General features: G+C 66.2%; 12 protein-coding genes and 1 tRNA gene. 5 read left to right on the top strand and 8 right to left on the bottom strand.

All coding sequences use genetic code 11. The annotated features are described in order from the left end of the window. Positions 1–16: 16 nt before the first annotated feature. Positions 17–1,312: a PKD domain-containing protein gene (locus tag M1L36_RS19430; RefSeq protein ID WP_250875393.1), complete on the bottom strand. Its 1,296-nt coding sequence runs from the start codon at positions 1,310–1,312 to the stop codon at positions 17–19. Positions 1,313–1,645: 333 nt separating this feature from the next. Here M1L36_RS19430 and M1L36_RS19435 point away from each other — a divergent pair, with 333 nt between their 5' ends. From M1L36_RS19435 to M1L36_RS19450, 4 genes are all read left to right on the top strand, one after another. After that, on the top strand, positions 1,646–2,998 hold the full coding sequence (locus M1L36_RS19435) for a ribonuclease J (protein ID WP_250875394.1): 1,353 nt from the start codon (positions 1,646–1,648) through the stop codon (positions 2,996–2,998). Next, the gene (idsA3, locus tag M1L36_RS19440) at positions 2,995–4,023 is read left to right on the top strand and encodes a geranylfarnesyl diphosphate synthase (RefSeq protein ID WP_250875395.1); all 1,029 of its coding nucleotides are present in this window, start codon (positions 2,995–2,997) and stop codon (positions 4,021–4,023) included. Before M1L36_RS19435 ends, idsA3 begins: the two co-directional genes overlap by 4 nt. An 84-nt stretch (positions 4,024–4,107) precedes the next feature. Beyond that, on the top strand, positions 4,108–4,320 hold the full coding sequence (gene sp36 / locus M1L36_RS19445) for a Sp36 family protein (RefSeq protein WP_250875396.1): 213 nt from the start codon (positions 4,108–4,110) through the stop codon (positions 4,318–4,320). Next, positions 4,313–5,344: a DUF7972 family membrane protein gene (locus tag M1L36_RS19450; protein WP_250875397.1), complete on the top strand. Its 1,032-nt coding sequence runs from the start codon at positions 4,313–4,315 to the stop codon at positions 5,342–5,344. The genes sp36 and M1L36_RS19450 overlap by 8 nt, the downstream gene beginning before the upstream one ends. A 39-nt stretch (positions 5,345–5,383) precedes the next feature. Here the strand turns inward: M1L36_RS19450 and M1L36_RS19455 are convergent, their stop codons facing one another. Both M1L36_RS19455 and M1L36_RS19460 read right to left on the bottom strand, forming a co-directional pair. After that, positions 5,384–6,544 carry a citrate synthase/methylcitrate synthase gene (locus M1L36_RS19455; protein WP_250875398.1) on the bottom strand — a complete coding sequence of 387 codons (1,161 nt, stop codon included), beginning with the start codon at positions 6,542–6,544 and terminating at the stop codon, positions 5,384–5,386. A gap of 176 nt (positions 6,545–6,720) precedes the next feature. Then, positions 6,721–8,166, bottom strand: a complete 1,446-nt coding sequence (locus M1L36_RS19460; protein ID WP_250875399.1) for a DHH family phosphoesterase — start codon at positions 8,164–8,166, stop codon at positions 6,721–6,723. A 298-nt stretch (positions 8,167–8,464) separates the two neighbouring features. Here M1L36_RS19460 and M1L36_RS19465 point away from each other — a divergent pair. Further along, positions 8,465–8,538, top strand: a tRNA-Lys gene (locus M1L36_RS19465). 217 nt (positions 8,539–8,755) lie between these two features. On the opposite strand, the gene M1L36_RS19470 is transcribed toward M1L36_RS19465, so the two are convergent. The 5 genes from M1L36_RS19470 to guaB form a co-directional block, all read right to left on the bottom strand. Beyond that, positions 8,756–9,511, bottom strand: a complete 756-nt coding sequence (locus M1L36_RS19470) for a glucose 1-dehydrogenase (RefSeq protein ID WP_250875400.1) — start codon at positions 9,509–9,511, stop codon at positions 8,756–8,758. Positions 9,512–9,646: 135 nt separating this feature from the next. After that, positions 9,647–10,060: a hypothetical protein gene (locus tag M1L36_RS19475; protein WP_250875401.1), complete on the bottom strand. Its 414-nt coding sequence runs from the start codon at positions 10,058–10,060 to the stop codon at positions 9,647–9,649. A gap of 66 nt (positions 10,061–10,126) precedes the next feature. Further along, positions 10,127–10,330 (bottom strand): hypothetical protein, encoded by a 204-nt coding sequence (locus M1L36_RS19480; RefSeq protein WP_250875402.1) that lies wholly within the window; start codon positions 10,328–10,330, stop codon positions 10,127–10,129. A gap of 53 nt (positions 10,331–10,383) precedes the next feature. Continuing rightward, positions 10,384–11,400, bottom strand: coding sequence for a sodium:calcium antiporter (locus M1L36_RS19485; protein ID WP_250875403.1), 1,017 nt, complete (start codon positions 11,398–11,400; stop codon positions 10,384–10,386). Positions 11,401–11,472: 72 nt separating this feature from the next. Beyond that, the gene (gene guaB, locus M1L36_RS19490) at positions 11,473–12,957 is read right to left on the bottom strand and encodes an IMP dehydrogenase (protein ID WP_250875404.1); all 1,485 of its coding nucleotides are present in this window, start codon (positions 12,955–12,957) and stop codon (positions 11,473–11,475) included. Positions 12,958–13,169 lie beyond the last annotated feature (212 nt).

A 13,169-nucleotide genomic window follows, 5' to 3' on the forward strand; every position in this document is an offset into this window, starting at 1 on the left:
GTGATTGTTTGGAGTTTCACCCCCCCCAGTAGGTGTGAATTGTTGCGATGCCATCACTAGAAGATAGAGCGGACTCTGAAATCAATCTGGTCTTGCCCGGTTTCTGTGCAAAGTGATTTACTCGAATGTCATCTACCGAGTTACCGTTCAGTTCGATCTTCATCACATGGTGAGCAGTGTATCGGCCCGGGTCGATTCGTGAATGGTACGAGTCGACGGGTCCGTTGACGAACTCCGCGGAGATCGTCTCCGGAGGGGCAACGGGGGTGACCGTTCGCCTCACCGTCGTCTCCTGTCCTCGGTTGTCAGTCGCGGTGACGACGAGTTCGTACTCGCGACCGGGTTCGATGTCGTCCCAGTCGAACGTCACCTCGTCGCTCGACCCCTCGGTGGCGACGCGTTCGGTTCCGAGTCCCTCGACCGTGACGGACACCGAGTCGAGATTGCCGTACTCGTCGGTCGCTGACGCGGTCCCGCCGATGCGTTGGCGGCGTTCGAGGTTCGCGAGCGTCACGTCCGGCTTCGGGTCGGCGACGACGCCCGTCGCACCGTCCTCGAACGTGGCTATCTCGGTCCGACCGTCGGAGTACGTCACCGCTGCGCGGAGCGTGTGATTTCCAGGGGCGAAGGTCAAGTCGGTCGTCGTCCCGGACGACCGGGCGGTTCCGTCGACGCGCCACTCGACTCGGTCGACGCTGCCAGCGGTGTCGACCGTGTAGCTCGCTTCGAGCGGCCGGTCGCCGGTGACCAGCCGAGGGCCACGGATCGTCGGCGAACGAGTGACCGTTGGCGTCGCCGTCCCGGTCGTTGGCGTCGCCGTCGGTGTGGTCGTGGTCGACGGTGGCGCGGGCGGTGCGGGAGACGAAGGATCGGACGTCGTCGCGGTCGGTGGAGCAGACGCCGTCGAGGTCGGTACGGGCGTCGGTGTCGATGGCGTCGACGTCGAACGCGGGCCGACGCCGACGTCGACGTACAACGAGTCCGACGCGGTCTCGCCCGCGTCGTCCGTCACAGTCAGCGTGACGACGTATCGCCCCGGTTCGCGTGCCAGGAACGACGTCCTCGGGTCCGTCGGATCTCTCGGTGTGACGACGTCGCCAGCAGGGGTCTCGATGCGCCACTCGTAGCCGACGACGGTGCCGTCGGGGTCACGTGACCCCGTCCCGTCAAGGAAGACGGTCGTGTCGCGTTCGACCGTCTGATCGAGTCCAGCGTCGGCGAGCGGTGCGCCCGTTCGATCGACGTCGGCCAGTACGACTCCCGGAGCGGCCGTCGCGAGGAGGACGGCGACTAGCAGTGCCAACTGTCTCATTCGTGCTGGACGACACGTAATCCGACCTCCAGAGATAAAGTTTCGGAATTAGAGACAGTAGTATTTATCAGACAGTACGGGACGAAAGGGGTGGTCGGTCGACATCGCTCGTCGAACCCAACTTCTTTTAACAGAGTAGCCTGTAGGCCCCAGTAACCGAGTAGACGGTCGCTCACGGGAAGCGTGCGAGCGACCGGCGGGGTCCGGTGTGAACCCGCCGGCTGTCGGCGGGTTCACACGAGAGGACCGCGCAGGAACTCAGTCTCCAGCGGTCCGTCCTCGCCGGTCGGTCGCGGCAACGCGCCCGTCGGGCGACTCCTCGGAGTCAACACTATGGAAGTCGAAATCGCAACGATTGGCGGATACGAAGAGGTCGGCCGACAGATGACGGCCGTCCGTGCCGGGGACGACGTGGTCGTCTTCGACATGGGTCTCAACCTCTCGCAGGTACTGATTCACGACAACGTCGAGACCGAGCGCATGCACAGCCTCGACCTCATCGACATGGGCGCGATTCCGGACGACCGCGTCATGTCCGACCTCGAGGGCGACGTGCAGGCCATCGTCCCGACCCACGGTCACCTCGACCACATCGGGGCCATCTCGAAGTTGGCCCACCGCTACGACGCACCCATCGTCGCCACGCCGTTCACCATCGAACTGGTCAAACAGCAGATCCAGAGCGAGGAGAAGTTCGGCGTCCAGAACGACCTGAAGAAGATGAGCGCCGGCGAGACGATGTCCATCGGCGACTCGGGCAACGTCGAACTGGAGTTCGTCCACGTGACTCACTCCATCATCGACGCCATCAACCCCGTCCTCCACACACCGGAGGGTGCGGTCGTCTACGGTCTCGACAAGCGCATGGACCACTCGCCGGTCATCGAGGACCCCATCGACATGAAGCGGTTCCGCGAGATCGGTCGCGAGGGAGAGGGCGTCCTCGCGTACATCGAGGACTGTACGAACGCGGGTCGGAAGGGCCGGACGCCCTCCGAGAGCGTGGCACGTCGCCACCTCAAGGACGTCATGACCTCCGTCGAGGACTACGACGGCGGTATCGTCGCCACGACGTTCTCCAGTCACATCTCGCGTGTGACGTCGCTCGTCGAGTTCGCCAACGACATCGGCCGCCAGCCGGTCCTGTTGGGTCGCTCGATGGAGAAGTACTCGGGCACCGCAGAGCGCCTCGGCTTCGTCGACTTCCCGGACGACCTCGGGATGTACGGCCACCGTAAGAGCGTCGACCGGACGTTCAAGCGCATCATGAACGAGGGCAAGGAGAAGTTCCTGCCCATCGTGACGGGCCACCAGGGCGAGCCACGCGCGATGCTCACCCGGATGGGTCGCGGCGAGACCCCCTACCAGCTCGACGACGGCGACAAGGTCATCTTCTCGGCGCGGGTCATCCCCGAGCCGACCAACGAGGGCCAGCGCTACCAGTCCGAGAAGCTGCTGAAGATGCAGGGCGCACGCATCTTCGACGACATCCACGTCTCGGGCCACCTCCGCGAGGAGGGCCACTACGAGATGCTGCAGGCGCTCCAGCCGAAGCACGTCATCCCGGCCCACCAGAGTATGGAAGGGTTCGCGCCGTACACGAAGCTCGCGGCCTCGCAGGGGTACACCCTCGGCCGTGACCTCCACGTGACGCGCAACGGGAACATGATCCAGCTGACCGAATGAGCGCCGGGCGCGACCGCGTCGAGCGAGCCGTCGAACGACGCCGCGAACTGGTCAACGAGGGCATCGCGGAGATGCTCCCCGTCCAGCGACCGGAACGGCTCTACGAGGCCTCGCGATACCTGCTGGACGCGGGCGGCAAGCGCCTCCGACCGGCCGTGTTGTTGCTCGCCGCCGAGGCCATCGAGGGCGTCGAACCGTTCGAGGGGGACTACCGCTCGTTCGGCACCGACGACGTCGACGTGATGGCCGCCGCCGTGAGCATCGAGGTCATTCAGTCGTTCACGCTCATCCACGACGACATCATGGACGACGACGACGTCCGTCGTGGCGTCCCGGCCGTCCACCGCGAGTACGACCTGGAGACCGCCATCCTCGCCGGCGACACGCTGTACTCGAAGGCGTTCGAGTACATGCTCGACGCGGACGCCCCCGCGGACCGGACGGTCCGTGCGCTCGACGAACTGGCACAGACCTGCACTCGAATCTGTGAGGGGCAGGCGCTCGACGTCGAGTTCGAGGAACGACCGACGGTCGCCCCGGAGGAGTACCTCGACATGGTCGAGTTCAAGACGGCCGTGTTGTACGCGGCCGCCGCGGCGATTCCGGCCATCCTCCTCGGAGCGGACGAGGAGGTCGTCGAGGCGCTTCGTGGCTACGGCCTCGACGTGGGCCGTGCGTTCCAGATTCAGGACGACCTGCTCGACCTGACGACGCCCAGCGAGACCCTCGGCAAACAGCGAGGGTCGGACCTCATCGAAGGGAAACGGACCATCGTCTCGCTGCACGCCCGCGAACAGGGCGTCGACGTGGACACGCTCGTCCCGCACGAGCGCGAGTCCGTCACCGAGGCCGACATCGACGACGCCGTCGCCGAACTCTCCGCCGCGGGCAGCATCGAGTACGCCCGCGAGATGGCACACGAGTACGTCGAACGCGGGAAGAACCGGCTCACCGTCCTCCCCGAGGGCGAGGCCAGAGAGACGCTCGTCGACATCGCGGACTACCTCGTCGAACGCGAGTACTGAACCTCGTCGGCCGCCGACAGGACCGGGGGGCACCCGGCATCGGCGGCGTCAACTGTTTTCATCCTCCCCCGAGTCGGACCCAGTATGACCGACCGAGTCGAGTGGGAGTACGAGACGCTCCGTGCTCCCCGCGGGCCGACGAAGCACGAGACGAGCGACCCGAAGGCCGAGTTGAACGAACTCGGAGCCGAGGGGTGGGAACTGGTCGGGACGGCGACGTACTCCGGGGGCGGGACGAAGTACTACCTGCTCAAGCGACCGGTCGGGGACGCGGCCGACGGTGTCACGGATGAGTGACCTCTCGGTCGAGAAGCAGGCGGACGTCTCGACGGAGAACACGATGCGCGCTCGGGCCGGCGAGAGTCGCCTGAAGCTGTGGGTGCTGCTCGGTGCGAACCGACTGCTCGTCACCGGCGTACTGTGTGCCATCATCTTCGTCGGGTTCATCCTGCTCGGCGTCTCGTTCGACCCGCCGTTCTACGTCCGAGTGGTCGAGGGCGACGTCCTCGGGACGATGTTCTCGACGATGACCAGCGCGCTCATCACCGGCGTCACGCTGGTCGTCTCCATCAACCAGCTCGTCATCTCACAGGAGAACGGGCCGCTCGGCGACCAGCACAGTCGAATGAGCAACACGCTCGACTTCCGGCAGTACACGAGCGAGCTCATCGGAACCACGGCCCCCGCCGACCCTTCGGCGTTCCTCGCTGCCATCGTCGAGGCGTCAGAGGACCGCGCTACGGACCTCGAGGAGGCCGTCGAACAGTTGGGCAACGACCAGTTCACCGAGGAAGTCTCGGAGTTCGTCGACAGCCTCACCGGGAACGCAGAGACTGTCAAGGACAAGCTAGACGGCGCGACGTTCGGGACGTTCGACGTCCTGTTCGCCGCGCTCGACTACAACTACTCCTACAAGGTGTTCCAGGTCGACCGACTCCGCGAACTGTACGGCGACGACATCGACCAGGAGACGAACGACCTGTTCGACGAACTCCACACCTCGCTCGTGATGTTCGGGCCCGCCCGCGAGCACATCAAGACGTTGTACTTCCAGTGGGCGCTGACGAGCCTCTCACAGCTCATCGTCTACGCCGCGATTCCGGCCCTGCTGGTCTCGGGTGCGATGCTCGCGTTCGTCGACGCCGCGACGTTCACCGGGACCACCCTCGGCATCAGCGACATCCTCTGGGTGACCTCAGGTGCGTTCACCGTCTCGCTGGTGCCCTTCTTCCTGTTCGTCTCCTACGTGATGCGCATCGCGACGGTGGCGAAACGGACGCTGGCCATCGGGCCGCTCATTCTCCGGGACTCCCAGCGCTGACGTCGCCGACCGTCGCGTCCGTCGCGCTCGTCGCGCTTCTCAGCGCTCTCCGACCGGCGTCCACGTCCGTCCCGTCTCGCCGACGTACCGCGACCGGGGACGGACGATGCGGTTGTCCGCGTACTGTTCGAGACAGTGGGCCGTCCACCCGCCGACCCGCGAGACGCCGAACGTCGCGGAGAACAACTCGCGTGGGACGCCGACTCCGCGCAGGAGGACGGCGGTGTAGAACTCGACGTTCGTCTCCAGCGACCGCCCCGGTTTCCGTTCGTCGAGCACCGAGACGGCCGCCGACTCGACGTCCCGTGCGAGGTCGAAGAACGCGGACTCCTCGCCGGCGTAGAACTCCTCGGCCGCCTCGGAGAGCACGGCCGCCCGCGGGTCCCGGACGCGGTAGACGCGGTGGCCGAACCCCATCAGGCGTTCGCCGGCGTCGAGGCGGTCGGTCAGCCACGTCTGGGGGTCGCCGTGGTCGGCGATCTCCTCCAGCATGTCGAGGACGGGGCCCGGCGCACCGCCGTGGAGCGGCCCCTTCAGCGCACCGACCGCGCCCGTCACCGCCGACAGCACGTCCGACTCCGTCGAAGCGACGACCCGCGCCGTGTACGTCGAGGCGTTGAACCCGTGGTCGATGACGCTACAGAGGTACGTCTCCAGTCCACGGACCTGTTCGTCGGTCGGCTCCTCGCCGGTGAGCATCCAGAGGTAGTTCGCGGCGTGGGTCAGGTCGTCGCGCGGTGCGACCGGCTCCTCGCCGTTGGCGACCCGCCAGTAGGCGGCGACGGCCGTCGGCAGTTGGGCGACCGCGACCATCGCGTCGCGTTCGTGGGTGGTCACCTCCCCGTCGGTGTCCTCCTCTGCCGGTCGCGCGAGGCTCGCACACGCCGCACCGATGCGCTCGGCGTCCATCGCGTCGTCGCGACGCTCGGCCGCCTCACGAATCGCGGCGAGCGCGCCGTCGGACAGGTCGCGGTGCGCGGCGAGGTCCGACCGGAACGTGGACAGCTCCTCTTCCGTCGGTAACCGGTCGTTCCATAGTAGGTACAGCGCCTCCTCGTAGGTAGCGTTCGGCGCGAGTTCCTCCAGCGGGAAGCCACCGATGACCAACTCGCCGGCCTCGCCGTCGATGGTCGACAGTCGCGTCTCCCCGGCGAGGACGTGTTCGAGTCCCGGGTCGAAACTGAGGTCTGAGTCCTCCATGACTGGCAAAAGTTGCCTGAGCGACGACTTAGCGACGCGGCTTCCGGGCGTGCTGGCCGGAAGTTCCGGCGATTCGTGAGCGCTGGTCGACCGTCACGGACTCCGGACAGTCGTCGGTAGAACGCGCCCGACGAGGTACGAACAGTGGTAACGTCTCTCGTCGTCGAGCGACGCCTTCAGTTCCCGTTGTCACCGGTCTCGACGCCCATCGCGTCGAACAGCTTCCGGCGAACGGCCTCCTCGGTGAGCTGGAGGAGGGTGTCGCGGTTGTCCTCGCTCGTCTCGATGCCGGTGAAGATTCCCAGCGGAATCTCGACGGTGGCGTCGGTGGAGTGCCCGCGCGCTTCGCCGATCTCGCCGAACGCGTCTTCGAGGACCGCCCCGATGTTCATCCGGATGTCCTTCGAGCGGGCGGCGAGGTAGATGGTGTCCTCGGTGATGGCGAAGACGGCCGTCGTGGTGATGCCTTCGAGGTTGAGGAGGTGCTGGGCGGCCTGGGCGAGCGCGTCGCGGTCGCGGACGAACCCGGCGTTCGAGACGAGGTGACTGCCCTTGACCTCGCGCTTGCGGATGGCCTCGGCGAGCACGTCGAGCGTCTCGGCGCTCATCGACGGCGACTCGACCTGTTCGAGCGTGTCGTGGTTAACGAACGGGTAGAGGTACGCCGCAGCGGTGAGGTCCGCCGGCGTCGTGTCGCGTTTGAAGTCGAGCGTCTCCGCACGGATGCCGTACAGCAGCGCCGTCGCCACCTGCTCGGAGAGCGAGACGTCGAACTCCTGGATGTACTTCGTGAGGATGGTCGACGTCGCGGCGATGCTCGGGCGAACGTCCGAGAACTCCGCCTCGTACTCCACGTCCGGTTCGGCGTGGTCGATGTAGATGCCGACCGAGCGGTTCTGGAGGGGGTCGGCGGCCTGCGAGTGGTCGACCAGCGCGAGCGTGTCGTAGTCGTCGAGGTCGACCTCCGACCGGGAGTGGAGTTCGATGCCGAGCAGGTTGACGAACGCGCGGTTCTCCTGGAGGCCGATTTCGCCCTCGTAGACGATGTCGGCGGTGACGTCGTACGCCGCGGCGATGGCCTGCAGTGCGACCGCACTCGCGATGGAGTCGGGGTCCGGACTCGGCGAGGTGAGGATGGCCAGTCGCTCGTCGGTGGCGTCGAGCACCTCCGCGAGCTGGCTCGCCTTGAACTCCAACTCGCCGGTCTCCAGCGCACGGAGCGCGGAGTCGGCGATGACCGCAGATGGGTTGATGACTACGTCGGCCCCGCTGTCGGAGAGGTCGTCGGCCGAGACCGGGTCGGAGGCCCGCGCGACGATGAACTGCTCGCCGCCACGGTCGCGGATGTTCTCGACGGCGGCCTCGTTGGCCTCCTCGTCCGACGAGAGGATGAGGATGACGTCGCGGTCGGAGACGGTGTCGGCGACACCCGCCTCGCGGATGTCCGCGGCGCGAGCGTCCATGTCCTGGTCACGCAGCGCTTCGACCCGCCCCTCGTCCATGTCGAGGATGAGAACGTCCTTCCCCTCCGCCTCGAGTTCCTCCGCGACGGCGTGCCCGACGCTGCCACACCCCAAGATAGCGTAGGTGGACATCGACGCCATCGTGATGGCGGTACTCATGATATCCTACCTCTGACGGCGGACTACTTGAAACCCCCCACTCAGGAACGAGTCAGCGACGGCTAGTAAAGCACGAAAGCGGCGTGTAGGGGCGCTCTCGCCCCGTCTGCGCTCCGGGAGCAGTTTCCCACCGCCGGGACCCCACGGTCGACGAACGACGGCCCACGGCGCTCGTCTTCCTCGCTCCCGTGTCCTCGGATTTTGGCGGTCCCCGCATAGTGTTTGTGGCCGGTTCACACCTCCCTGACGCCCGCCGAAAGGAAACCTATATGAATCGACCGACCGCACTCGATGACAGGGGCTGATAGCTCAGCCAGGCAGAGCATCTGGCTCTTAACCAGACGGCCGAGGGTTCAAATCCCTCTCAGCCCGTTCTCGTGGCGCGAACTGCACGCCGAGCGAAGCGAGTGCGTGGCGTGAGCGGCCGAAAACGTGTACCTGAAGGGTTTGAACCAGGGAGCGAGCATCGCGAGCGAATGAGGTTCAAATCCCTCTCAGCCCGTTCTCACCCCGAGCGCTCACACGAGGCGTGAGCCAGCCGTCGACTCTCCTCGACGAACACGACACACTCCGGAGCGAATGTGCCCGACTACTGTGCCAGCAGTCCGCCGTCGATGACTATCGGCTGACCCATCACGTACGAGGAGTCGTCCGAACAGAGCCAGACGACGGTGCTCGCGATGTCTTCGGGGGTCCCGAGGCGACCGGCCGGGATGCTCGCCGTGATCTGCTCCATCTCCTCGGTGTTGTCCTCGCTCGCCTGCTGGACCATCGGCGTGTCGATGACCCCCGGACAGACGGCGTTGAAGCGGATACCGTCGTCGGCGTAGTCGACCGTCGCTCGTCGCGTCAGGCCGATGACGCCGTGTTTGCTGGCGGCGTAGTGTGCGCTCCCGTTCGCGCTCACGCCCGCGACCGACGAGGTGTTGACGATGGCCCCGCCACCCTGTTCTATCATCTCCGGTATCTCGGCTTTCAAACACCGCCAGACGCCCTTCAGGTTGATGTCTATCATCCGGTCCCACTCGCTCTCGTCGTACTCCGCCAGACGAGTCCCCTCGTCGGCGATGCCGGCGTTGTTGTGTGCGAAGTCCAGTCCGCCGTACTCGTCGAGCGCCGTCTGGACCATCGCGTCCACGTCGTCGCCGTCGGTGACGTCGGTTCTGACGAACGTCGCCTCGCCACCCTCGTCACGAATCGTTCCGACCGTCTCGTCGCCACCCTCCTCGTCGACGTCCGCGACGACGACGCTCGCACCTTCCTCGGCGAACCGTATCGCCGTCTGTCGTCCGATGCCCGACCCTGCGCCGGTCACGACCGCCACCCCGTCTTGGATTCCGTTCATGAGTATCGTCCACCCACACGACCGTGTGGTGTACTACCAGTCGACAGGTCCGGGCAGGATAACTGTCTGGATAGTCGCGCCACACGGACAGTCACGCGGCCACGATGGAGTGCGGGCGGCGGGCCCTCGGAGCCGTCAGAAGACGGCACTGCAACTCGGACACTCGCTCACCTCGGGTCCGACTCGAGCGGTACAGTTGCCACAGTACCACCGTGAACCGGTCTCGTGTCGCTCGCCGACGGGGTGGTCGTCGTCGGGGCCGAGGTCGGTGTCACACTCCGCACACCGGTCTCGGGGGTCGTCGTACGCTGTCGAACAGGTCGGACAGACCCGGACCGTCTCTGGAGGGTCGGCGTCGGGCGTATCGTCCTCGGTCTCGTCGTCCGTGACCATGACGACCAGCAGGTACGCCGCGGTTCCGAACGGTCCGGTGAGCAGGACGACGACGGCCCAGAACCCACCGTGGTCGCCTCGTCTGCTCGCGTCGATTGCGACGGCGAACGCGAACAGCCCCCAGACGAACGCGGCGAGGAGCAACGTGCCGAGCATGGACCGTCTTCTGGACGACACGGCAAGAGTGTAGGGTCGGGGCGCAGGGAGTCGGCGGCCGTCCGGTCAGTCGGTTCGCGTCGACTTCGCCCGGTGCGCGACGGCCGCCCCGCCGAGGACGGCGAGCACCGTCGCGGGTCCCATTACGAGGGGGTCGGTCGGGTCCGGCGCGAACAGCGTGAACAGGACGAACAGCGCCGTCGCGACCAGGAGCGACTCGACGAGGGTCCGGAACTCGGCGGAGAGCGCGGCGAGTGTGAGGGAGGGCACGGGTCACGGTTCGACCACGCAGGCAAAACCGTTCGGGTCGCTGCCGTGTCGGGTCAGAGTCCGGGGACGAGGGCTGTGTAGCCGAGTGTCTCGGCGACCATCCAGCCGATGAACCCGACGTAGACGACGAGCAACACGCCCGACTCGCGTGGGGTGAGTTCGAGTTCGGTCCGGAGGAGGCCGAAGACGACGACGGTGGCGAGCGTCAGGAACCCCATCGTCGGGACGACGACGGAGAAGTCGACGGTTGCGTAGCCGACGAGGAGGACGCCGACGGGGACGACGACCAGCAGGTCGAAGATGTTGCTCCCGAAGACGTTGGCGAGACTCGTGACGCCGTCGCCGCGCTGTGCGGCCCGGACGCTGACCAGCGTGTCGGGGAGACTGGTCGCGGCGGCGATGACCGTGATTCCCCACAGCGCCTCGTTCGTGTCGAAGATGGCGCTGAGGTCCAGTGCCGCTTCGACCAGTCGCTCGACGGCGACGGCGATGACGACGAGACTGACGAGCAAGAACAGCCACTCCTTGCCCACCGAGAGGTCCTCCGGCGGGGATTCGGGGTCGTAGTCGCTCGTGTCCTGATACTGGGTGAAGACGTACACGCCGTACAGGAGCAGTGGGATGACCGCGAGTTCGCGGGTGACATCGCCGAACAACTGCCCGTCGCCCCCCGTCGGGTAGTAGATGACCGCGAGCGCGAAGGTGATGATGAGCGCGCTGACGCTCACCATGTAGAACTGCGCTTCCTTGTAGACGATGTCGCGGTTCGCCCCCACGCCTTCGCCGTACAGGCCGCTCACTGCGGGGATGACGAGGACGTTGAAGATGGCTGACCCGACGATGGCGCTCACGCCGAGGTTGAATTCTCCTTGAACCGCTGCGATGACGACGCTCGCCAGTTCGGGGAACGACGACCCGATGGCGACGACGATAGCGCCGTGGACGACCGGCGGCAGACCGTAGTACAGCGAGAGGTTCTCTGCAGCCCGTTCGAGGAGAGAGCTACCGCCCCAGACGAACGCCGTCGAGACGACGACGGTAAGGGCTATGACGAGGAGTTCGACGAGCATCTGGTCGGCGCAAGGGCGGCGACCGCCTTAATCGGTCTGAACCGAGACCTGTCGGCCGCCCAGACTGTCGAACTACTCGCCGGGTTTGTAGTTCGGCGCTTCGTCGGTGATGACGACGTCGTGGGCGTGGGACTCCTTCTGCCCGGCCGCGGAGACGCGGACGAACTCCGCGCGCTCTTTGAACGCCGGCAGTGACTCCGCGCCGACGTAGCCCATTCCCGACTGCATCCCGCCGACGAGCTGGTGGAGTTCGGAGGCGAGCGGCCCCTTGTACGGCGTCGCCGCTTCGACACCCTCGGGGACGAACTCCTCGTCCTCGTCGGCGTCCTTGAGGTAGCGGTCGCCGCCGCTCTCGCTCATCGCGCCGACCGAACCCATACCGCGGTACTGCTTGTAGCGCTTGCCGTTCATGGTGATGACACGGCCTGGGGCTTCGTCGGTTCCCGCGAAGTACGACCCGAGCATGACGGCGTCCGCACCCGCGGCGATGGCCTTGATGGCGTCGCCGGAGTAGCGGATGCCACCGTCGGCGATGACGGGCACGTCGTGGTCGCTCGCGACGTCCGCCACACCTGCAACGGCAGTTATCTGGGGCATCCCGGACCCGCTGACGACCCGAGTGGTACAGATGGAACCGGGACCGATACCGACTTTCAGGCCGTCGGCGAACTCGACGAGTTCGCGGGCGGCCTCCGGCGTCCCGATGTTCCCGACGACGACGTCGGCCTCGACGCGCTCCTTGATGTCACGGGCGGACTCGATGACGTTCCGGTTGTGCGCGTGCGCGCAGTCGATGAACAGTACGTCCGCACCGGCGTCGTCGGCGGCGGTCGCGCGGTCCATCTCGAAGGGGCCGACGGCGACGCCCGCTCGCAGGCGGCCGTCCTCGTCGCGGGCGGCCTCGTCGTACTCGCGGCGATGGAGGATGCCCTGCATCGTGACGAGACCGGTGAGTTTGCCGTCGTCGTCGACGATGGGGACGCGCTCGATCTTGTGTTCGTACATCAGTTCGAGCGCTTCGCGGGCGGCGACGTCCTCGCTGGCGGTGATGACCTTCTCGGTCATCGCGTCGCGGACCTCGTCGGCCTCGCCGACCTCCAGGTACGGTCGGATGTCCGTCCCCGAGATGATGCCGAGGACGGTGCCGTCGTCGGCGACGACGGGTGCACCGGAGACCCCTTCGCGCGCCATCATCGAGTCGACGTCGCGGACGGTCTGGTCGGGGGCGGCGGTGACGACCTCGCGGATGATGAGTTCGTCGGCGCGTTTGACCTTGGTGACGGCCGCGGCGGTCTCCTCGACGGTCATGTTGCGGTGAAGGACGCCCAGGCCACCGTTGCGGGCCATCGCGATGGCGAGGTCGGCCTCGGTGACGGTGTCCATCGCCGCCGAGAGGACGGGAATCGAGAGCGAGACGTTCTTCGAGACGCGCGTCCCCGTGTCGGCCTCGTCGGGTTCGACGTGGCTCTCCATCGGTCGTAACAGCACGTCGTCGAACGTGAGCGCCTCTGGGACTCGAAGCTTCTCCGAGAACGTACCGGGTGGAGTCTCCGCCATGTAAACGGTGGTTGGCCGTGGCGCAAAAACGTTGCGAGACCGGTCACGGTCGTGTAATATTTGCCACATCAAGCCGGTGCGTTCGGAAGTAAAACTGGACACTCGTCTACTACATGAGGGTGTCCCTTGCGTGGGAAACGATGTCAGACGGCGCTGTAGTTGAGAACGTTTCGCCCTATGCGGGCACGTCTCACACAACGTTTATTGACTCA

The sequence above is a fragment of the Halomarina rubra genome (assembly GCF_023699475.1).
Lineage (GTDB): Archaea > Halobacteriota > Halobacteria > Halobacteriales > Haloarculaceae > Halomarina > Halomarina rubra.